We start from the raw sequence: 19,301 nt of genomic DNA, 5'->3' as shown, positions 1-19,301 counted from the left end.
ACTCTTCCGTCGGCGCGCATTATGGTCGCGCCGATTTTCATTCCGTTCGAGGTTTAGGCGCATGTCCATTGCGAGCATGACCGGCTTTGCCCGCGAGGCCGGCGTTACGGGTTCCTACCAATGGGCCTGGGAACTCAAGACCGTCAATGGACGTGGTCTCGAGGTTCGCGTCCGCACGCCCTCAGGCCTCGATGCTGTGGGCGAGGAAGCGCGGGGGCTGATCCTCAAGGCGCTCACGCGCGGCCAGGGCCAGCTCAACCTGTCCCTCAGCAGGGCCTCGTCCGCCCCCAGGCTGCGGGTCAACCAGGACGTGCTGCAATCGCTGCTCTCGGCCCTCGGCGGTCTCACCCTCCCGGACAACGTGAAGCCGGCCTCCCTCGACGGCCTCCTGTCGGTGCGCGGCGTCGTTGAGATGGATGACGATGCGGCCGATCCGGTGCAGGACGAGGCGCTGGTTGCGGCTCTCAAGAGCGGCATCGGTGCCCTGATCGAGGGATTGAAGGCCGCGCGCCGGACCGAAGGCGAGGCGCTTTCCGGCGTTCTCGGCGGGCAGCTCGATCTGATTGCCCGCCTCGTCGACGAGGCGGAAGCTGCGCCGGCCCGCCGGCCCGAGGCTATTCGGGCGCGGCTCGAAGCGCAGATCGCCGAACTGCTCGAAGGCAAGAGCGCCCTCGATCCGGCCCGCCTGCACCAGGAGGCGGTGCTCATCGCCGCCCGCGCCGACATCCGTGAGGAGCTCGACCGGTTGCGCGCCCATGTGAACGCCGCCCGGGGCTTGCTGCAGGAGGGCGGAGCGGTCGGACGGCGGCTCGACTTTCTCGCCCAGGAGTTCGGGCGCGAGGCGAATACCTTGTGCGCGAAGGCCAATGATGTGTCCTTGTCGCGGATAGGCCTTGAATTGAAGGCCGTGATCGAGCAATTCCGCGAGCAGGTTCAGAATGTGGAGTGATGCGGTGAGCCAAGATTCGAAGCCCCCGGTCGGCCGTCGAGGCCTCATCCTCATCCTGTCCTCGCCCTCCGGCGCAGGGAAAACCACGCTCACCCGCAATCTCGTGGAGGAGCAGGCGGGCGTTCTCTCGGTTTCCGTTACCACGCGCCCCAAGCGCCCGTCCGAGATCGAAGGCCGGCACTATCACTTCATCGACGTGGATGAGTTCAAGGCGATGCGCGAGCGCGACGACCTCCTGGAATGGGCCGAGGTGCACGGCAACTTCTACGGCACGCCGCGCAAGCCCGTGGAGAAGACCCTTGCCGCCGGCCAGGACATGGTCTTCGACATCGATTACCAGGGCACCCGCCAGGTGCGAGAGAAGCTGCCCAACGATGTGGTGACCGTGTTCGTCCTGCCGCCGAGCTTCAGGGAGCTGAAGGCGCGCCTGGAGCGTCGGGCGGAGGATGCGCCGGAGGTGATTGCCAAGCGTCTCGCCAACGCCCGCGTCGAGATGGAGCGCTGGGTCGAGTACGATTACTTGATCGTCAACGAGGACCTCGACCGCTCCTTCCAGAGCCTCAAGGCCATCCAAGCAGCGGAGCGCCTCAAGCGCGAACGGCTCGTCGGCCTCTCAGCGTTCGTCGAGGGGCTGCTTTCGGAAAAGATCGACTGAGCGTGTTGCCTGAGCCGGACAGATCTCTTTTACGCCCGAAGGGCGAGCTGACCGCATTCGGCCGCTGAGGGGCCATGGATCACGATTCCACGCCCAGCAAAGTACTTGTCAAAAACCTCCATGGAGAGTGTGACATGGGCCTGCGTGGCGGGGATGTGGCCTGATGGATTGTGGAAAGTAATCTCCTTGTGGGATGCCGCCAGGACCAGAACGAGGTGCCCACCTCTCGCGGACGGCTCCTGATCCGCCCAGCGGATCGATGGGTGAACGGACGCCATGAAAAATGCGGACGTTTCGAGAATGCCCGGAACATCCTGTGCTTCGATCCGCGTGACGACGTCTGCCTTCAGTCCAAACTCACGATTGATGAATTCCACGAAGGGCGCATAGATCAGGCCCTTGATGCCGCCGGTTTCGCTGATCGTAGAGCCGCCATACTCCGTACAGCGGCGAGCCAGCTCAAGGGTCGGCACGATACGGCCCGTTTGGGCTGCAAGCACCATCTTGAGACAGGCCATGCCACACACGTTGTTGGCCCAGGCGACGTATTCCTCAAGGCTGGGAGCGCCTGACGATGGCCAGTTCGGATCTTTGGCCAATGCGACGTCCGCACCCTCCTTAAGGACAGCGCTCGTCAATCCAGGGGTTTCCCACTGGCTGAAGAACGGAACGATGCCGGGGCCGGCCTTCATTTCAGAGCAAGCCTATTCCGACGCTCGTGGCGCGCGATGGCGTGACCGATCAGGATCTCCATCAACTCGCTTTGCGGCAGGCCGCCTGCCTCCCAGAGCTTCGGATACATGCTGATCGCCGTGAAGCCAGGCAGGGTGTTCACTTCGTTGATGAACAGGCTGCCCTCCTGCTTCGGATCGACGAAGAAGTCGACCCGGGCCAGCCCCTCGCAGCCCAGCACCCGGAAGGTCTCGACCGCAAGCTCCTGGATTTGGCCTGCCTGATCGGATGGGAGTTCGGCGGGGATGCGCAGGAGAGCGCCGTCCGCATCGATGTACTTGGCGTCATAGCTGTAGAAGCCGTGGCTGCCGGCGGGCACGATCTCGCCCAAGGGAGAGGCACAAACCCTGCCGGAGGCATCCTCCAGCACAGAGCATTCGATCTCCCGCGCTCCCGTGACGCTGCGCTCCACGAGCACCTTGCCGTCATAGCGGAAGGCGCGCTCGCAGGCCGTCTCGAACTCCTCGGCGGAGGTGGCGCGCGAGACGCCCACCGACGAGCCCATATTGGCCGGCTTTATGAATAGATCCCGCGTGCCGAGCGCGTCGGCCGCTGCCCGGTAGTCTGCGCGGCTGCGGGCAGTGAGGGTCAGGAACGGCACCACGGGTAGGCCGCTGTCGCGCAGCAGGCGCTTGGCCACATCCTTGTCCATGCTGGCTGCGGAGCCCAGCACGCCTGAGCCGACGAAGGGAACGTTGGCCAGCTCGAGAAATCCCTGAACCGTCCCGTCCTCCCCGTTGGGCCCGTGCAGAACAGGCACGACCGCGTCGAGACGGAGCGGGTCCGGAGACGCATTTCCGTTCATGACGATCATCTCGCCGCCGCCGCCCGGAAGCAGGGCGACCTGCGGGGCCTGTTCCGGAATCTCCAGGGCCTGCGCGCCTCTTCCTCCACCATTGCCGCTGTCGCAGAGCAGCCAGCGCCCGTCCCGGCCGATTCCGATGAGAACAATGTCGTAGCGGCCGGGATCGAGGGCGCGAAGGACATTGGCCGCCGACAGTTTCGAGACCTCATGCTCCGCAGAGCGTCCGCCAAACAGAAGCCCGATCCTCTTGCGCGCCTGCGTCATTCCTCATTCCTCTATCTCGAACGGCTCGGGCCGCTCATCGGACGTCGATCATGTCGAGGCGCGGTTAAGGCCCCATGAAGAGAGGTTGCCCGCGCCCTTTCCGCCGTTCTATATAGGTATGCTTGCCTATGAGGCGAGCGATGATCTCAGGGCGGGGTGGAAGTCCCCACCGGCGGTGAGCAGGCGAAAGCCTGTCAGCCCGCGAGCGCCTCCCATCCCCGATGGGAGGGTCAGCAGATTCGGTGCAAATCCGAAGCCGACGGTCATAGTCCGGATGAAAGAGATCGGTTGTTGCGATGCCGCGGGACACCGCGGGCCATCGCCGCTTCCGCTTGCCCTGGTTCATGTCCAGGCCATGAAAGGAAGCCCACATGAATCAGTTCGTACAACCCCATAAATCCCCTGCTGAGGCTCATGCCTCCCAGATCCAGGTCGCCTTCATTCAGTCGTGCTGGCACAAGGACATCGTCGACCGTTGCCGGGACGCTTTCCTGGCTGCCATGAAGGAGGGGAACGTTCCTTCCTCGGCGATCGACCTTTACGAGGTGCCGGGAGCCTTCGAGATCCCGCTGCTGGCTCAAAGATTGGCCAAGGGCGGGCGCTACAGCGCCATCGTGGCGTCAGGCCTCGTGGTGAATGGGGGGATCTACCGGCACGAATTCGTCGCTGAGGCGGTGATTTCGGGCTTGATGCGCGTTCAGCTCGATACGAACGTTCCCGTCCTGTCCGCCGTGCTCACGCCCCATCATTTCCACGAGCACGAAACGCACCGCAGCTTCTTCGCCAGTCATTTCGACACCAAGGGACGCGAAGCTGCGGTCGCATGTCTGGCCGTCACACGGGCCTTCTACGAACAGCCTGTCAACCGCTGACCGCCAGGGGACCGCCACATATCAGATGGCGGTCCCCTGACCTGAGAGCAAAGATCGAAACTCGAGATCCCGCTTTATGTGCCTCGGGTTTTATCAAAGGCGTTGGCCAGTGCCACGAAGCCTTCCACCGAGATGTTCTCAGCCCTGGTGGTTTCTTCCAAACCGGCCGCCACGATGATGGCGGCGGGATCCGGAGCGATGGATTTCAGGCTCTGGCGCAGCATCTTGCGCCGTTGCCCGAAGGCCGCGCGGGTAACAGCCTCCAGGGCGCCGATGCGGCAGGGCAGGGGCTTGGCCCGTGGGGTCAGGTGGACCACGCTTGAGGTGATCTTCGGGGGCGGCACGAAGGCGGAGGGCGGCACGTCGAACAGAATGCGCGATTCGGCTCGCCAGCCGCACAGCACCCCGAGCCGGCCGTAATTCTTCGGGTCGTCCTCATCGGCGACGATGCGCTCGGCGACCTCGCGCTGGAACATGAGGGTGAGCGAAGCCCACCAGGGCGGCCAGGCCTCGCCCGTGAGCCAGCCCGTCAGCAAGGCCGTGCCCACGTTATAGGGCAGGTTGGCGATGATCCGCACGAGCCCGTCTCCGACCAGGGGGCGCGGGTCGAACGCCAGGGCATCGGCCTCGATCACCTCCAGCCGACCGGGGTAACGGCTCGCGATTTCGGCCAGCGCCGGCATGCACCGGGTGTCTCGCTCGATGGCGATCACCTTCCGGGCTCCGGCTGCAAGGATCGCCCGTGTCAGGCCGCCTGGGCCGGGGCCGACCTCAATGACTGTTGCGTTCTCCAGGGAGCCTGCGGAACGGGCGATCCGGCTCGTGAGGTTGAGATCGAAGAGAAAATTCTGCCCAAGGGATTTTTTCGCCATGAGCCCATGGGTGCGGACCACGTCGCGCAGAGGGGGTAGGTCGTCGATCTGGCTCATGGGATTTCAGCCCTGGTCCCTAGGCGAGCGGCGAGCTTGATGGCAGCGATGAGGCTGTCGGGCCGGGCGATGCCTTTGCCGGCGATGTCGAAGGCCGTGCCGTGGTCCGGCGAGGTGCGCACGAAGGGGAGCCCGAGCGTCACGTTCACTGCCTCGTCGAAGGCGATCGTCTTGATCGGGATGAGAGCCTGATCATGATACATGGCAAGGGCTGCATCGTAGCGGCTCCGGGCGCGGGCATGGAACATGGTATCCGCCGGAAGAGGGCCTGACACCTCGATGCCCTCCTTGCGCAGGATCTCGACTGCTGGAGCAATGATGGTGCCGTCTTCCGCCCCCATGGCTCCGTTCTCCCCCGCATGGGGGTTAAGACCTGCCAGGACGAGCCTCGGATCGGCGAGGCCGAACCTTTCCTTCAGCTCCCGTGCGACGATCCTGCCGGTCAGGACGATCAGATCCGTCGTCAGGGCCGATGGCACTTTCGAGAGAGGGATGTGGACGGTGACCGGTACCACCGCCAGCTGCTCGCTCCACAGCATCATAACCGGGTGGCAGGCTTCGCTCCTGCCTTCGGACGCCAGAGCGGCCAGAAATTCCGTATGCCCCGGATGCGGAAACCCGGCATCGTAGAGAACGTGCTTGGCAATGGGATTGGTGACGACCGCGCAGGCGGATCCGGCCTCGACCAGCCGCACCGCCGTCTCGATCGACTCGATCACCGACGTTGCATAGGCCGCATCGGGCTTGCCCGGTTGGGCCGAGACGGTTGTGTTCAAAGGAATGACAGGGAGTGCCTGCGGAAAAACCGCCGGAATCTGTGCCGGCTTCACAGGTATCACGGGGACGTCCCAGCCATAACCTTGAGCAATGCGGCCGAGATAAGCTGGATCGCCGACGACCGCAAAAGGCGGCAGGGATCGCTCGTCCCGCTGGAGCCAGGCCCTCAGAGTAAGTTCCGGCCCAATTCCGGCCGGATCACCTTGGGTCAGGAGGAGCGGGCGCTGCGTCAAGCCTGTCACCGGGCTGCTGCACCGTCATTCATCATCGGTGCCGCTGAGATTCTGGCTGTATCCGACCTCGCCGAGCGACCGAAACTCAAGCCGGAATGCGACGGTATGGTTCTGATCCTTCTCCCCGGAGTTCCGGGCCACTTCACGAGGGGTCACGCTGTAGCTGACCGAGAAGGTCGTGCATTCGTCCATGTAGCCAACTCCGAGGGACATGCCGCTGACATAGGCAACGTTCTCGCGGTTGTAGACTGCATTCGCCGGATCGACCTCATACTGGGTCCAATAGGTCTCACGGGCGAGAAGATAACGGTCGAGATCGAGCAGAACGGAGCCCGTCACGTACCAGTTCGGCGAGATGTCCCACCTGGCGGATCCCAGCAGGCCCTCGCGGCGCAGCGGGAAGCCGATCGCCGGCTGGGCCTCGTAACGGGCATAGGTCAGCGAGGCCGAGACGGGCAGGTAAGGATTGAAGTTCGCGCTGACGGTGGCTTCGAGCCGGTTCAGGTCGAAATTGTCCTGATCGAACCGTGCCCGTGTCACGAAGGCGAAGTTCTGGTTCGGCGCGATCTGGAACCGGCCGACATAATCGGAGGCTCGGGAATCGAGACCCGAATCCAGCCCGACATTGGCGAGATCCCCCTGCCGGAACGAGTTGCGGCCCGCAATCTGATAGGACTGCCCGAACAGCACATTGGCGTAGAAGTTGTCGGCGCCCGTTACCGTGTATTGCACGCCCACATTGGCCCGAACGCCGCCCTCTGCCCGGTCATAGCCAGAGAACTTGTCCCAATCGAACAGGGAGGTGTCGTCGAAAACGAGGCTTTGAGCGTCCTCGTTGGGAAGGTTGCCGATTCTGGTCTCGTTGGGGCGGGCGACGATCTGCGCAATCGGCTCGAGGATCTGCTGCCCCGAGGTGCCGAGGCTGGCAATGAAGGGATAGCGGTACTCGAGGCCGATGGCAGGGGTCGCGCGGAACAGATACTCGTCGTCCGCGTCGAAGAAGTTGGAAAGCTGCTGGTTCTGATAGCCGCTGAAATTCGGCGCGATCCAGAAGTTGTCAGCCCGCACATAGGCGAACGGCGTCCAGACCTGCCCTGCCGGGTCGACGAATTCGCGGCGCCACGAGGCCGTCGCCGAGGCCCGGGATGTGGAGCCGCTGATGCCGCGCACGAGGCAGGACGCAGGGTCGAAAACGGAACAGGTCTGGGCGATGCCATAGTAGGCGATGTTGTTGCGCGACAGCGGCTCGAACTGCGCGGCCTCCCGGGAGAGGCTCGTGACGTTCACGTCGAGGGCGAACTCGCCACCGATAGTCGAGGGGGTGAAGCGCTTGTTGTAGTCGACAACCGGGGCAACGATCGGCTGCTGCTTCTGCCATTCGTTGCTGGACAGGGTCTGGAAGTAGTAGCCCCGCGCGTCGAAGAAGGAGCGGTCTCCCTGCCCCTGCAGGAACACGGTCGAGGTCGCTTCCTTGATGTAGTACGAGCTGAGGCTTTCGCTGCGGATGCGATAGTTCGTGAGGAACCACTTGTCCGACACGAGCGCAATGTCCCAGCCCCAGCGCCAGTTCTGGTTGATGTGGAACTCGCCGGACGTCTCGAGCGAGCCGCGCAGGTCGCGGTCTCCGGCGCCATAGGGCGGCAGGAGGAAGGCTTCAGGCTCCTGCTGCGAGATGCCGGTCGCCCGGATGTTGTAGGCGCCGGTCTCGAGGCGGTGCCGCCACTCCACCTGTCCCAGAAGGCCCTGGCGGCTCAAGAAGGTGGGGCTGATCGTCAGGTCGTAGTTGGGCGCAATGGCCCAGAAGAACGGAACCGATGCCCCGTAGCCGAGATTGGTCGAGTAGACGTAGCGCGGCGACAGGAAGCCGGTCTTCCGTTTGACTGTCGGGTCCGGCGTCCAGAAATAGGGCATGTAGGCGACCGGAATGCCAAGCAGTTCAAGCGTGGCATCCTCGTAGTAGATCGTCCGCTCGCTGTTGTTGTGGATGATCTTGGCCGCCTTGACCTGCCACAGGGGCGGCCGCTCCGGATTGTCCTTGCAGGGCTCGCAGGCCGTGTAGGTGCCGCGTTCGAAAACCGTGGTCTCGCCCTCGGCGCGCTCGGCACGGGGAGCGGAGAAGCGGGTGGTGAGCGGGCGGCCTCCCTCGATCGTGGTTTGAACGACGCGCAGCGAATCGATGAAGCCGCTTCTGAAATCGTCCGTAAGCTCGAATCGGTCGCCGGTTGCAACCGTGCCGCTGGCGTCGGTGAGGCGGGCATTGCCCTCGGCAAAGACGCGGCCGGTGTTCCGGTCATAGATGACCCGGTCGGCCTGGAGGGTGCGGCCCTGGTAGTTCATCTGCACGTCGCCGGAGGCCGCGATCGTGTTCCGGTCGTTGTCGTAGACGATTTCCTTGGCGTCGACGAGAAGCCGATCCTCGCCGGACCCGGATTGGGCACGGGCGCCGATAGCCTCGTTCAGGGTGGCTTGAGCAAGCGCAGGCGTCGACCCAGCGGCGTAAAACATACCCGCTGCGACCGCAGACATAGCGATCGTTGTCGTGAGCCGCCGCATCCCCACTCCTCTGCAACCCTTCTCGTCGAGAACGGTCAGCCGTCCTCTTGGTACAATAGGGCCAAGGTCCCTAACAGACTGCCTACTACAGCAGGGAACCAGGCCGCAACAAGGGAGCTGATGATCCCTGAAGCTCCAAGCTCCGCCATAAGCTCCGTGGCGACATAAAGCATGAACCCGGCCGCGACGCCACCGAGAACCATCGTGGCTACACCGCCGAATCGAAAGAATCTTAACGATACGGATGCGGCCACGAAAACCATGGCAATGAACAGCAGGGGGCGGGCGAGGAGCAGGTCGTAATGGAGCTGGTACGTGGTGGTGTTGATGTCCGCCTGCTCCATGCGGTTGATCGTCTCCTTCAGATCCCAGAAGGGCACGGCATCCGGGTCGATGAAGCTCTGTCGAACCTCCGAAGGCTGGAGCGTCGAGGCGATGAGGTAGCGCTCGTGGGATTGAGGCTCCTCGGTCGCCGACAGGACCCTGGCGTCCTTGAGATCCCAGAAGCCCTCATGCAGGGTGGCTTCCCTGGCCTCGACCCGATGGCTGAAAGATCCTGTCTGATCAAAGGCATAGACCGTCACGCCGATCAGCGTCGCCGTATCCGTCGCCGAGCCGACGGCCCGGAAGATGGCCTGCCCGTCCAGGCTACGCTGGCGGATCCAGATCGGCTTGTCCCTGTTTTGCACAGGCCGCGAGAAGACCTGCGTTTCCAAGGTCGAGGCGCGCTGCTTCAGGATCGCCGAGACAGGATTGTAGACGGTGACCGAAACGACCCCGATCATCAGGGCGATCAGAAGGCCGGGCTGCAGGAACTGCCATGCGGAAATGCCCGCGGCCCGCGCCACCACCAGCTCCAGCTTGCGGCTCAACTGCAGAAGGGCCGCCATGCTGCCGAAAAGCACCGCGAAGGGCATGACCTGCTCGGCAATCGCCGGCGTGCGGAAGAGGGCCAGCTGCGCGATGACCCCGGTGGTTGCCCCTGGGGCATCGCCGGCCCGGCGCATGAGTTCCACGAAGTCCAGGGTGTAGACGAGGGTGAAGACCGTCGCGAAAACCAGGAAAATGGTCTTGATGAACTGGCGCGAGAAATAGAAGCCAAGGGTCCGGCCGAGCAGCATGGTCAGGCCTTCTGCGTTGCGGCTGCGCGCGAGGGGAGCAGTCCGCGAAGCCCGGAGTGAAGCCTTGCCTGGGCAGACCTCATGGCCGGCCCCTGGAAGATCAGCAGCAGGCAAATCAGGATGGCGCCTAAGGGAACGGCATAGATCGCCACAACGGCGGCCGGGGTCCGGGCCACCGCGCTGGACGCGGCAAAACCAAGGATTCTCAGCAGCACCACGGCAACGACCGCGGTTGCTATGGCAAGGCCGCGCCCTTGGCGGGTCGTGCGCGCCTCACCCAGGGCCACGAAGGCGATGGCCATCATGGCGAGCGGGTAGAGCCAGGACGACAGGCGGTCGTGCAGCTCAGCCCGGAAACGCCCTCCCTGCTCCTGGTAGAGAGGTTCGCTCTTGTCCGGAAAGAGAAGCTGGGTGGTGCTTCGCTCGCGCGGCTTGTAGACGATCTCCCCGCCTTCCTGGTTGAAGGCGGACAGGTCGACCGCATAGCGCTCGAAGGCCACGATCGACGTGTCGCGGCTGTTAGGCTCCTTGCGCTGAACGCTGCCCTTCTGGAGCACAAGATAGGCGTTGCCGCCCTGTTCGACGGTCTGGCCGCGCTCTGCCAGATAGACGATGGCCTTATCCTTTTCCCGCAGATCCTCCATGAAAATCCCGAGCAGGGCATCCCCTGAACGTTCCCGGTAATGGAACGTGATGCCGTTCTCGAGGCTGATGAACTGACCTTCCTTGGCCATGGTCCCCACGAAATCGGCGCGGATCTTCGTGAACAGGTGGCGCAGCTCCTGGAAGCTGGCGGGCATGAGGTAAACGGAGATGATGCCCACCACGACGCAGATGAAGGCCGCCAGGGCCATGAAGGGGCGCAGGAGGCGATGCGGGGGCATGCCTCCCGCGCTCATGACGATGAGTTCCGAGTCGCCGTTCAGCTTGTTCAGGGTATAGAGGGTCGCGAGAAAAAGGGCCACGGGCGCGATGACGTTGATCAGGGCGGGCAGGGACAGCCCGGTGACGGTCATGAAGATCAGGAAGGTCTGGCCCTTGCCGGTCAGCAGGTCGAGCTCGCGCAGGGCCTGCGTGATCCAGATGACGCCCGTGAGGGCGACCAGGCATGCGGCAAAGGCGCTGAACGAGATTTTGAGGATGTAGCGTTCGAGAAGTGTCATGAAGCCCTTCGCCCCCGGGCGGTGGAGCCCTGGGTACCTTGTCACATGCTCTCAGGCAAGACGGCCGTTCTCAACAGCCTGAGATTGCGCCGATTTAACGGCAGCTTCCCCGTGCCCCCGGGCGCAATATGATATATGTCCCGCCTACCATGGTCGCTGCCGGCTCATTGGCCAGGCACCCTGCAGTCAAACAAAGAGGATTTCATGGCCGACAGCTTCAAGATCGACTTCCTGGCCCACGGCAAAGCGGAATCCGGAGATCTCATCGTCTTCGTCGGAGACGACCTCCAGCCTTCAGCAGCCGTCGCCAAGCAAATCGGCCCCAAGACCGTCGAGCTCATTGCCAGGGCTGCGTCTGCCGAGAATTTCAAGGGCAAAGCCAAGTCGGTCATGACCCTGGTCGTTCCCGCAGGCCTCCCGGTGGACAGGCTGATCGTGGTCGGCGTTGGGGGCGAGAAGGACCGGGCGAGCCTGGATTTTGCGCAGCTGGGCGGCCTCATCGCCGGCAAGGTGAACGGCAAGCTCGCCACCGCCGTGCTGGATCTGCCTGGAATCGATGTGACGCCCGAGGCGGTTGCCGATGTGGCGCTGGGCGCTCAGCTGCGCCGCTATCGCTTCGACCGGTACAAGACCAAGAAGGACGAGAACGGCGCCAAGGGCGCCAGCCGCCTTGTCCTCACCGTGGCGGATCCGGCCGCCGTCAAGAAGGTGGCCAAGGCCCGCGAGGGCATCCAGCAGGGCGTCATCATCGCGCGCGATCTTGTCAACGAGCCGCCGAATGTGCTCGGACCGCAGGAGTTCGCCGCCCGCGCCGAAGCGCTTGCCAAGCTTGGCGTCGAGGTGGAGATCCTCGACGATAAGGCCATGCGCAAGCTGGGCATGGGAGCGCTGCTCGGCGTGGCGCAGGGCTCCGTGCGCGGCGGCCGGGTGGCGATCATGCGCTGGAACGGCGGCAAGCCCAAGGACAGCCCCGTGGCCTTCATCGGCAAGGGCGTGGTCTTCGACACCGGCGGCATCTCCATCAAGCCCGGTGCCGGCATGGAAGACATGAAGGGCGACATGGCGGGCGCAGCCTGCGTGGTCGGCCTCATGCATGCGCTGGCGAGCCGCAAGGCCAAGGCCAACGTGGTCGGGGCCATCGGCCTCGTCGAGAACATGCCGGACGGCAACGCCCAGCGCCCCGGCGACATCGTCACCACCATGTCCGGCCAGACCATCGAGATCATCAACACGGATGCCGAGGGCCGCCTCGTGCTGGCCGATGTGCTCTGGTACGTTCAGGATCGCTTCAAGCCGAAGTTCATGATCGATCTTGCGACTCTCACCGGCGCGATCATGGTGGCCTTGGCGCAGGAATATGCCGGCCTGTTCTCGAACAATGACGAGTTGGCCGAGCGCCTGACGGCAGCCGGCCAGGCGACGGGCGAGCGGGTCTGGCGCATGCCGCTGGGTCCTGAATTCGACAAGATGATCGATTCCAAGTTCGCCGACATGAAGAATTCGGCCGGCCGCTTCGGCGGTTCGAGCACGGCGGCGGCGCTGCTCCAGCGCTTCGTCAACGACGTGCCCTGGGCTCATCTGGACATCGCCGGCACCGCCATGGGGTCTCCGCAGAACGAGATCAACAAGGGCTGGGCCTCCGGCTGGGGCGTGCGCCTCCTCGACCGGCTCGTCCGCGATCACTACGAGGCTTGAGGATGAGGCGGAACAAGGGCCTCACGCGGCCTGCAACCCTTCGCGGCCGCGGCGGATTGTAGGCATCGATGGCCGAGGTCCTTTTCTATCACCTTCAGCACCAGCCGCTCGAAGCCGTGCTGCCCACGCTCCTGCAGAAGACGCTGGAGCGGGGGTGGCGCGCGGTGGTGCAGGTGACGACCGAGGAGCGGATGTCCGCCCTCGACGATCACCTGTGGACCTTTGCCGACGAGAGCTTCCTGCCCCACGGCACCGACCGCGAGGCCCATGCGGCCGATCAGCCCATCCTTATCACGTTGTCCGGGGACAATCCCAACGGCGCCTCGATCCGCTTTCTCGTGGAGGGCGCCGATCTGCCGGGGGACATCGCCGCCTACGAGAGGCTGGCTGTCCTCTTCGACGGCAACGACATCCAAGCCCTTGCCTTCGCCCGCGACCAATGGCGGGCCGTGAAGGAGGGCGGCCATGACGCAACCTACTGGCAGCAGGACGAGCGGGGACGCTGGCAGCGGAAAGCGTGAGCGGCCAGATCGCCGATTGCTGGATCTGGCTGACTGAGACGAATTCTATGGGCCCTCTTTAACAGCGCTCAAATTGCGTTGCAATTGCTGCGCGCGAAGGATTGCTTCTGCATGCATGTCAATTTGAGCTTCGCGCTCAGCAAACAGAGCTGCCGCTGCCCTCTTGCGGTTCGCAAGATATCCTTGGTAACCCAGCCAAGTGAATCCCAGGGCATACACAAAGCAGCCAATTGTGCCCAACCACGGCAAAAGGCTACCTGTGGATAGTGCCCGTTGAGCCTCTGCAAAGAGGGTAGCTCCATACAGGAGCGCGACAAGAAATACGAAGTTTTGGCAGTGGGCGCCTATGCGGTGCAGTAATGCATAGAGGCTAATATAAAGAGCAGGTAGCGCGACGCCGCCAAGAACGATCTTGCCAGTTTCCTGAATAGCAGAAGGAAGCAAGGCCTCAATCCACCCCATTTCTATGATCGGTCCCATCATCAGCGCTAGATAAAGAATGGTGCGACCCGCCCAAACCATCCAAAGCGGGTACAAGGTGAGCGTAATTTGGTCAGTCTTGAGCATGGCTTCCTGTCACGGCGAAGAATTTTGTCTTACCAAATGAAACATAGTTCAAATGATATGTGAAGCTTTTGGGCTATCAGGTGGCCTGCGTTCCTAACAAAGATGTGTGCTGCGGATAGAGCCGGAAAGTCTTGGAACAGAGGTCAAGCTCTCCAGTTTCAGGAAGGCCATAAGGGAACCCGCCATGCTCCGAGCCTTCCGCTTTGTCGCTTCAGCCGCCCTTTGCCTATCGTTCGCGTTGCCACTTGGCGTCGCAGCGCAAGAGCAGGCAGGCAACCGGGAGCAGCAGCCGCAAGGACAGCAGCAGGAGCAGCGCAGGCCTCGCCCGGAAGGCCGAGACCCGCAGGCGCTTCCGCCGGAATCGGTGACCCGCCACACCCTGCAGCTCCCCGGACGCACGATGCAGTTCACTGCAACGGCCGGGCACCTGACGCTGGCCGATCCGCAAGGCGCGCCGCAGGCGGAGATCGGCTTCGTGGCCTATACCCGGGACGACGCCGACCCGGCCACGCGGCCCGTGACCTTTGCGGTGAACGGAGGCCCGGGGGCATCTTCCGCCTATCTCCACCTGCTTGCCGTCGGCCCGTGGCTGCTGCCGATGGATGGCGCGGCGATCAGCCCTTCGGTTCAGCCTGCTCTCGTTCCCAATGCCGAAACCTGGCTCGATTTCACGGATCTGGTCTTCATCGACCCGCCCGGCACCGGCTACAGCCGCGTGGTCGGCGGCGATCAGGTGAGGGAGCGGTTCTACTCGGTCCAGGGTGACATCGACGGGCTGGCGGCCTTCGTCATGCGCTGGCTCAAGGAGAAAAACCGGCTGATGTCGCCGAAATTTTTCACCGGTGAGAGCTATGGCGGCTTTCGAGGACCCTTGCTGGCGCAGAAGCTCCAGAGCGACCAGGGCATCGGCTTCAGCGGATTGGTTCTCGTCTCGCCCGTCTTCGATTTCGACTGGCTCGACCAGGGCGCAGGCGCGCCCTGGAGCACGGCAGCGCTCCTGCCGTCGCTTGCGGCGGCAAACCTGTCCCGCAAAGGGCCTGTGTCGAGGGATGCGCTCCGGGAGGCAGAGGCTTACGCTTCGGGCGAGTACCTGGTCGATCTGATGCGCGGCCTCCAGGACAAGGAGGCGGTGGAGCGGGTGAGCCGGCGTGTTGCGGAACTGAGCGGCCTTGCCCCGGAGGTCAGCCGACGCCTTGCCGGACGGATCGACATGCGGGCAGCGCAGCGGGAGCTGCGCCGCGGCTCATCCGAGATCGTCAGCGCCTATGACACCAATGTCGCCATCGCGGATCCCAATCCGAACGCTCAAGTCTCGCGCTTCGAGGATCCGGTGCTCGACGGCATGACGGCTCCGTTGACGAGCGCCATGATCCAGCACCTGACCCACACCCTGAACTACAAGCCGGAGGGGCGATACAACCTGCTGAACGGGGCCATCAACGGCGCATGGCGCTGGGGCGGCGGGCGCAGCGGGCCTGAGAACCTCGAGGAGCTGCGGCAGGCCCTTGCCCTCGACGGCAAGCTGCGGGTGCTCGTCACCCACGGCTTCACCGATCTGGTGACGCCGTATTACACCTCGCAGCTCCTCCTGAACCAGCTCCCCGATCTCGGACCGCAGAAGCGCGTGGGCTTAAGTGTTTACGAGGGCGGCCACATGTTCTATTCGCGGCAAGCGTCGCGGCAGGCCTTCAAGGCCGACGTGCAGCGGCTTTTCGATGAAGCCTTGCAGGCGAGGGCTGCCGACAACAGGGATTGATGGTGATGCGTATGAAGGTTCTGCCCTGCGTGGTTCTTACGGGTCTTGCGCTGTCCGCCTGCACGAGCACCGGATCGGCGCCCCCGCCGGCTGGGGTGTCCGCAACGCCCGCTCCGATGGCCTCGCTTGCTGCGGGGCCCACCTTCGATGGCCCCGTGCTCGGGCCCGACGGCCGCTGCAACGGGGCTTTCAGCGGCACGGCAACCGCCATCGAGCCCGGCATCGCGGAATGCGATCTCGTTCGCCTGAAAGGAAAGCCTGCCACGGATGTGCTCGTGGGCGAAAGCGGCAAAGGACAGCGTGAGGTGCAGGTGCTCTATTCCGAGCCTGGCGGTCGCGAACTCTACTTTTTCGTGAACAACAGGCTCGACCGGGTCGTAAAGCCTTAACTCAGCCCGTCGAGGCCGGGCGCCGGCCTTTGCTAGGTCAACAGGCTCGAGCCGTAATTGGCGGCCCAGACGCACAGCCCGATGCCCACGACCAGGGCGAGCCAGTTCAAGGACCGGTCCAGCAGGGAATGGGGCAGGACGGTAACGGGTTGAGAAGGTTTCTTGGGAGGCTGCAGGTCGACTGGCATGACTGGTTCTCCAAAGCCGGTAAGCTTCGAGACGCTCATACGCCCAAAAGGGCAGCGGCCGACTAAGGAACCGCTGATCGCGCCATTCTACAGGATGATCCGAGCTCATGACAGCATTAATGCTGTCTTCCCGGCTAAGACGGGGAGCCGCCGATATCGCCCCGCACGACTACGGGCGCGTTCTTCTCATGCAGTCTCGGACATAGGCTCTGCGGTGCTCTCTCGTGCGCTCCCGATCCGCTACTGTCGGGCCATAGGCTTTCAGCGCTCGCCGTGATTCCTCCCGGCAGATTTCATGCTGTGCCTCCCGCTCAGGTGACCTCTCCCTGGTCCGCTGCTGTGCGAAGGCCTCCTGAGCGACAAGGGCTGTTGCGGCGAGGGCGATCAGAGACAAGACACGCATTGCTCCGCTCCGTCTTAGGGAAGGGCATGCCATGCCCTTCGACTGATGCCCCTATAGGCCGGAGAAGGGCAGGAAGGTTCCAAGGCTGCGGCGTAAGCCTTTATCCTTGGGCAATCCGCCCTCATTCCCTGGATCAGTAGACCTCGTAGGCACGGGGCGGTCGGCCATAGCCCTCATCGTAATCCCTGAAGCCGCGATCGTAGCCACGGGGCGGTCGACGATAGTCGTCATCGTACCCACGCTCACGGGGCGCTCTGTCGTAATACCCGCGGGGGCCTCTGTCGGATCCACGGGACACGAACGCGCACCGCTTGGCGACGCCCGGGGCAGGATCGCCGAATGTCCTGTTGGAGCAGGGAACACCGCCGCCTCTGACGAAGAGTTCGATGCCGCTGCCAGGAACGCCATAGATGACCCGGGTCGGGTAGGGAACGCGGCAGAATCCACCCTCCCGCGCACAAGGCACCAAGTTCTGTGCCTGGGCGCCCGACAGGGTCCCAAGCATGGCGCCGCCGGCGATCACCGTTGCTGCCAATACCGCACGAAGCATGTTCATTCTCCGACATGAGCGCATCAATGTACCGCTCTTAGGATGAACGCTGCACTAACGGCCTTGGATCCTGGCAGGTTGACCTGCAAGCTTCAGCGAAAGACCCGCATGGACCCGACGCCAAACATCCGGCATTCGACGCCCTATGCGCTCGCCTCTTCGATCTCGCCGCTGACCATCAGCCATTCTTCCTCAACGGAAGCCAATGTCGCGGCAGCCTCGGCACGCATCCTGGACAACTCGGTGGCTTTGGCGGGATCCTTCTGGAAGGCCGTGCCATCGGCGAGGGCGGCGTCCACCTTGCCGATCACGTCCCCAAGCTTCGCCATCCGGGTCTCGAGGGCCTCCAGCTTCTTGCGCAGGGGCGCGAGCGCGACGCGGCGTTCTGCTGCGGCGCGGCGCTCGTCGACCTTGGAGGTGCTGGGAGCCTGCGGCCTGTCTAAGGTCTTCTGCGGATCGAGGTCGCCGGAGAGCACGAGTTGCCGGTAGTCGTCCATGTCGCCATCGAAGGGCTTCACGCTGCCGTTGCCGACGATCCAGAGCCGGTCGGCGCAGGCCTCGATGAGGAAGCGGTCGTGGCTCACCAGGATGACCGCGCCCGTATAGTCGTTGATCGCTTCCATCAGGGCCTGGCGGCTGTCGATGTCCAGGTGGTTCGTGGGCTCGTCGAGGATGAGCAGGTGAGGGCCGTTGAAGGCGGCCAATCCCATGAGCAGGCGGGCCTTCTCGCCGCCCGACAGGGACGAGACGGGCGTATCGGCCTTCGTGCCCGGAAAGCCGATCTGCGCCGTGCGGGCGCGAATCCTGGCGACGGGCGTATCGGGCATGCGTTCCGCCACGTGATCGTAGGCCGTGGCCTTGGGGTTGAGCTCGTCGAGCTGGTGCTGCGCGAAATAGGCCACGTCCATCCGCGTGGGCGTTCGCATGTCGCCCTTCATGGGCGCGAGCCTGCCGCCGATGAGCTTGCAGAAGGTGGACTTGCCGTTGCCGTTGGAGCCCAGAAGCGCGATCCGGTCGTCGGGCGAAATCGTCAGGTTCAGGCGGTCGAGAACGACGCGCTCGCCGTAGCCGACGGCGCCACCCTCGATGGTGATCAGGGGCGGCGCAGCCGGGCGTTCGGGTCCCGGCAGGTTGAACGGCAGCACGTTGTCTTCCACGATGGCCGCGATCGGCTCCATCTTGGCGAGCCGCTTGACGCGGGACTGCGCCTGCCGGGCCTTCGAGGCCTTGGCCTTGAAGCGGTCGACGAAGGCCTGAAGGTGCTTGCGCTCGGCCTCCTGCTTCACCTGCATCTTGGCGGTCAGCTCGCGCATTTCAGCGTATTGCTTGGCAAACGAGGTGTAGCCGCCGCGATAGATCGCGAGCTTGCCCCGGTCGAGATGCAGGATGTGGTTGACGCAGGTGTCGAGCAGTTCCCGGTCGTGGCTGATCACCAGGACCGTGTGCGGGTAGCGCCCGAGATAATCGTAGAGCCAGAGGGTGCCTTCGAGGTCGAGGTAGTTGGTGGGCTCGTCGAGGAGCAGGAGGTCGGGTTCGGTGAACAGCACGGCGGCCAGCGCCACGCGCATGCGCCATCCCCCGGAAAAGTCCGAGCAGGGCCGGTTCTGCGCCGCTTCGTCGAAGCCGAGGCCATGGAGAATGGCGGCAGCGCGGGCCGGCGCCGAGTGGGCGCCGATATCCGTGAGACGCGTCTCGATTTCGGCCCGGCGGATCCCGTCCGCGGTTTCGGCTTCCGCCAGAAGGGCGTTGCGCTCCTTGTCGGCTGCGAGAACCACCTCGATCAATGTCTCGGGCCCGCCGGGCGCCTCCTGGGCGACCGCGCCGATGCGCATGCCGCGGGGCAGGGTGATGCTGCCGCTCTCCGAGGACACATCGCCCTGGATGATCTTGAACAGAGTTGTCTTGCCCGCGCCGTTGCGCCCGACGAGCCCCACCTTGCTGCCTGTAGGCAGGTTGAAGGAGGCATGGTCGAGGATCAGCCGGTCGCCGATGCGGTAGGTCAGGTCGTTGACGTGGAGCATGCCGCCTTTTGGCCTGTGATCGCGGCGCTGGCAAGATCCTGGATGGTTTCGAAGAGGGCAGGGGAGGCAGCCCTGTCGTCGCTCCCGGCAGCAACATGGCCGATAGCCGGAATCGTCAGTGACAAAACCGAGGGCTTGAGGGAGGGATAGGCTTCACG

General features: G+C 64.1%; 18 protein-coding genes and 1 riboswitch. Of the genes, 7 read left to right on the top strand and 11 right to left on the bottom strand.

Going from position 1 to position 19,301, the window contains the following annotated elements; all coding sequences use genetic code 11:
- The first annotated feature begins 61 nt into the window (after positions 1-61).
- Together JKG68_RS01995 and gmk are read left to right on the top strand one after the other, a co-directional pair.
- On the top strand, positions 62-949 hold the full coding sequence (locus tag JKG68_RS01995) for a YicC/YloC family endoribonuclease (RefSeq protein WP_202055424.1): 888 nt from the start codon (positions 62-64) through the stop codon (positions 947-949).
- Entirely contained in the window at positions 939-1,604 is a 666-nt protein-coding gene (gmk, locus tag JKG68_RS01990) for a guanylate kinase (RefSeq protein ID WP_202055423.1), read from the top strand. Before JKG68_RS01995 ends, gmk begins: the two co-directional genes overlap by 11 nt.
- Positions 1,605-1,633: 29 nt before the next feature.
- Here the strand turns inward: gmk and JKG68_RS01985 are convergent, their stop codons facing one another.
- Together JKG68_RS01985 and JKG68_RS01980 are read right to left on the bottom strand one after the other, a co-directional pair.
- Positions 1,634-2,296 carry a hypothetical protein gene (locus JKG68_RS01985; RefSeq protein ID WP_202055422.1) on the bottom strand — a complete coding sequence of 221 codons (663 nt, stop codon included), beginning with the start codon at positions 2,294-2,296 and terminating at the stop codon, positions 1,634-1,636.
- Positions 2,293-3,405 (bottom strand): D-alanine--D-alanine ligase family protein, encoded by a 1,113-nt coding sequence (locus tag JKG68_RS01980; protein ID WP_202055421.1) that lies wholly within the window; start codon positions 3,403-3,405, stop codon positions 2,293-2,295. Before JKG68_RS01980 ends, JKG68_RS01985 begins: the two co-directional genes overlap by 4 nt.
- A gap of 138 nt (positions 3,406-3,543) precedes the next feature.
- Positions 3,544-3,695: riboswitch (FMN riboswitch) on the top strand.
- Between the two features lie 81 nt (positions 3,696-3,776).
- Here JKG68_RS01980 and JKG68_RS01975 point away from each other — a divergent pair.
- On the top strand, positions 3,777-4,277 hold the full coding sequence (locus JKG68_RS01975) for a 6,7-dimethyl-8-ribityllumazine synthase (RefSeq protein ID WP_202055420.1): 501 nt from the start codon (positions 3,777-3,779) through the stop codon (positions 4,275-4,277).
- A 74-nt stretch (positions 4,278-4,351) separates the two neighbouring features.
- On the opposite strand, the gene rsmA is transcribed toward JKG68_RS01975, so the two are convergent.
- The 5 genes from rsmA to lptF form a co-directional block, all read right to left on the bottom strand.
- Entirely contained in the window at positions 4,352-5,206 is an 855-nt protein-coding gene (gene rsmA, locus JKG68_RS01970; protein ID WP_202055419.1) for a 16S rRNA (adenine(1518)-N(6)/adenine(1519)-N(6))-dimethyltransferase RsmA, read from the bottom strand.
- Positions 5,203-6,216 (bottom strand): 4-hydroxythreonine-4-phosphate dehydrogenase PdxA, encoded by a 1,014-nt coding sequence (gene pdxA / locus JKG68_RS01965; protein ID WP_202055652.1) that lies wholly within the window; start codon positions 6,214-6,216, stop codon positions 5,203-5,205. The genes rsmA and pdxA overlap by 4 nt, the downstream gene beginning before the upstream one ends.
- Before the next feature lie 24 nt (positions 6,217-6,240).
- A complete protein-coding gene (locus JKG68_RS01960; RefSeq protein ID WP_246515019.1) occupies positions 6,241-8,721 on the bottom strand; it encodes an LPS-assembly protein LptD in 2,481 nt (826 codons plus the stop codon).
- Positions 8,722-8,804: 83 nt separating this feature from the next.
- On the bottom strand, positions 8,805-9,890 hold the full coding sequence (gene lptG / locus JKG68_RS01955) for an LPS export ABC transporter permease LptG (protein WP_202055417.1): 1,086 nt from the start codon (positions 9,888-9,890) through the stop codon (positions 8,805-8,807).
- A 2-nt stretch (positions 9,891-9,892) separates the two neighbouring features.
- Positions 9,893-11,053: an LPS export ABC transporter permease LptF gene (lptF, locus tag JKG68_RS01950; protein WP_202055416.1), complete on the bottom strand. Its 1,161-nt coding sequence runs from the start codon at positions 11,051-11,053 to the stop codon at positions 9,893-9,895.
- Between the two features lie 204 nt (positions 11,054-11,257).
- Here lptF and JKG68_RS01945 point away from each other — a divergent pair, with 204 nt between their 5' ends.
- Both JKG68_RS01945 and JKG68_RS01940 read left to right on the top strand, forming a co-directional pair.
- Positions 11,258-12,748 carry a leucyl aminopeptidase gene (locus JKG68_RS01945; protein WP_202055415.1) on the top strand — a complete coding sequence of 497 codons (1,491 nt, stop codon included), beginning with the start codon at positions 11,258-11,260 and terminating at the stop codon, positions 12,746-12,748.
- Positions 12,749-12,816: 68 nt separating this feature from the next.
- Positions 12,817-13,269, top strand: coding sequence for a DNA polymerase III subunit chi (locus JKG68_RS01940; protein ID WP_202055414.1), 453 nt, complete (start codon positions 12,817-12,819; stop codon positions 13,267-13,269).
- Between the two features lie 45 nt (positions 13,270-13,314).
- On the opposite strand, the gene JKG68_RS01935 is transcribed toward JKG68_RS01940, so the two are convergent.
- Positions 13,315-13,836, bottom strand: a complete 522-nt coding sequence (locus JKG68_RS01935; protein ID WP_202055413.1) for a hypothetical protein — start codon at positions 13,834-13,836, stop codon at positions 13,315-13,317.
- Between the two features lie 184 nt (positions 13,837-14,020).
- Between JKG68_RS01935 and JKG68_RS01930 the strand changes: the two genes are divergently transcribed.
- Both JKG68_RS01930 and JKG68_RS01925 read left to right on the top strand, forming a co-directional pair.
- On the top strand, positions 14,021-15,592 hold the full coding sequence (locus tag JKG68_RS01930) for a S10 family peptidase (protein ID WP_202055412.1): 1,572 nt from the start codon (positions 14,021-14,023) through the stop codon (positions 15,590-15,592).
- A complete protein-coding gene (locus JKG68_RS01925) occupies positions 15,592-15,981 on the top strand; it encodes a hypothetical protein (RefSeq protein ID WP_202055411.1) in 390 nt (129 codons plus the stop codon). The genes JKG68_RS01930 and JKG68_RS01925 overlap by 1 nt, the downstream gene beginning before the upstream one ends.
- Positions 15,982-16,013: 32 nt before the next feature.
- Here the strand turns inward: JKG68_RS01925 and JKG68_RS01920 are convergent, their stop codons facing one another.
- The 3 genes from JKG68_RS01920 to JKG68_RS01910 all read right to left on the bottom strand — a co-directional run bounded on the left by JKG68_RS01920 (position 16,014) and on the right by JKG68_RS01910 (position 19,143).
- Complete coding sequence (locus JKG68_RS01920; protein ID WP_202055410.1) at positions 16,014-16,169, bottom strand: hypothetical protein; 156 nt, start codon at positions 16,167-16,169, stop codon at positions 16,014-16,016.
- A 536-nt stretch (positions 16,170-16,705) separates the two neighbouring features.
- Positions 16,706-17,122, bottom strand: a complete 417-nt coding sequence (locus JKG68_RS01915; protein WP_202055409.1) for a hypothetical protein — start codon at positions 17,120-17,122, stop codon at positions 16,706-16,708.
- Between the two features lie 143 nt (positions 17,123-17,265).
- Complete coding sequence (locus JKG68_RS01910; RefSeq protein WP_202055408.1) at positions 17,266-19,143, bottom strand: ABC-F family ATP-binding cassette domain-containing protein; 1,878 nt, start codon at positions 19,141-19,143, stop codon at positions 17,266-17,268.
- Positions 19,144-19,301 lie beyond the last annotated feature (158 nt).

The organism is Microvirga aerilata, assembly GCF_016743775.1.
Classification (GTDB): domain Bacteria; phylum Pseudomonadota; class Alphaproteobacteria; order Rhizobiales; family Beijerinckiaceae; genus Microvirga; species Microvirga aerilata.
The sequence above is the reverse complement of the archived record's forward strand: the minus strand, read 5'-3'. Positions and strand labels throughout refer to the sequence as shown.

Bases quoted from the DNA above. Each gene is read 5' to 3' on its own strand.
- JKG68_RS01995 (WP_202055424.1), top strand. From the start codon at position 62: ATGTCCATTGCGAGCATGACCGGCTTTGCCCGCGAGGCCGGCGTTACG.
- gmk (WP_202055423.1), top strand. From the start codon at position 939: ATGTGGAGTGATGCGGTGAGCCAAGATTCGAAGCCCCCGGTCGGCCGT.
- JKG68_RS01985 (WP_202055422.1), bottom strand. From the start codon at position 2,296: ATGAAGGCCGGCCCCGGCATCGTTCCGTTCTTCAGCCAGTGGGAAACC.
- JKG68_RS01980 (WP_202055421.1), bottom strand. From the start codon at position 3,405: ATGACGCAGGCGCGCAAGAGGATCGGGCTTCTGTTTGGCGGACGCTCT.
- JKG68_RS01975 (WP_202055420.1), top strand. From the start codon at position 3,777: ATGAATCAGTTCGTACAACCCCATAAATCCCCTGCTGAGGCTCATGCC.
- rsmA (WP_202055419.1), bottom strand. From the start codon at position 5,206: ATGAGCCAGATCGACGACCTACCCCCTCTGCGCGACGTGGTCCGCACC.
- JKG68_RS01960 (WP_246515019.1), bottom strand. From the start codon at position 8,721: ATGTTTTACGCCGCTGGGTCGACGCCTGCGCTTGCTCAAGCCACCCTG.
- lptG (WP_202055417.1), bottom strand. From the start codon at position 9,890: ATGCTGCTCGGCCGGACCCTTGGCTTCTATTTCTCGCGCCAGTTCATC.
- lptF (WP_202055416.1), bottom strand. From the start codon at position 11,053: ATGACACTTCTCGAACGCTACATCCTCAAAATCTCGTTCAGCGCCTTT.
- JKG68_RS01945 (WP_202055415.1), top strand. From the start codon at position 11,258: ATGGCCGACAGCTTCAAGATCGACTTCCTGGCCCACGGCAAAGCGGAA.
- JKG68_RS01940 (WP_202055414.1), top strand. From the start codon at position 12,817: ATGGCCGAGGTCCTTTTCTATCACCTTCAGCACCAGCCGCTCGAAGCC.
- JKG68_RS01935 (WP_202055413.1), bottom strand. From the start codon at position 13,836: ATGCTCAAGACTGACCAAATTACGCTCACCTTGTACCCGCTTTGGATG.
- JKG68_RS01930 (WP_202055412.1), top strand. From the start codon at position 14,021: ATGCTCCGAGCCTTCCGCTTTGTCGCTTCAGCCGCCCTTTGCCTATCG.
- JKG68_RS01925 (WP_202055411.1), top strand. From the start codon at position 15,592: ATGGTGATGCGTATGAAGGTTCTGCCCTGCGTGGTTCTTACGGGTCTT.
- JKG68_RS01920 (WP_202055410.1), bottom strand. From the start codon at position 16,169: ATGCCAGTCGACCTGCAGCCTCCCAAGAAACCTTCTCAACCCGTTACC.
- JKG68_RS01915 (WP_202055409.1), bottom strand. From the start codon at position 17,122: ATGCTTCGTGCGGTATTGGCAGCAACGGTGATCGCCGGCGGCGCCATG.
- JKG68_RS01910 (WP_202055408.1), bottom strand. From the start codon at position 19,143: ATGCTCCACGTCAACGACCTGACCTACCGCATCGGCGACCGGCTGATC.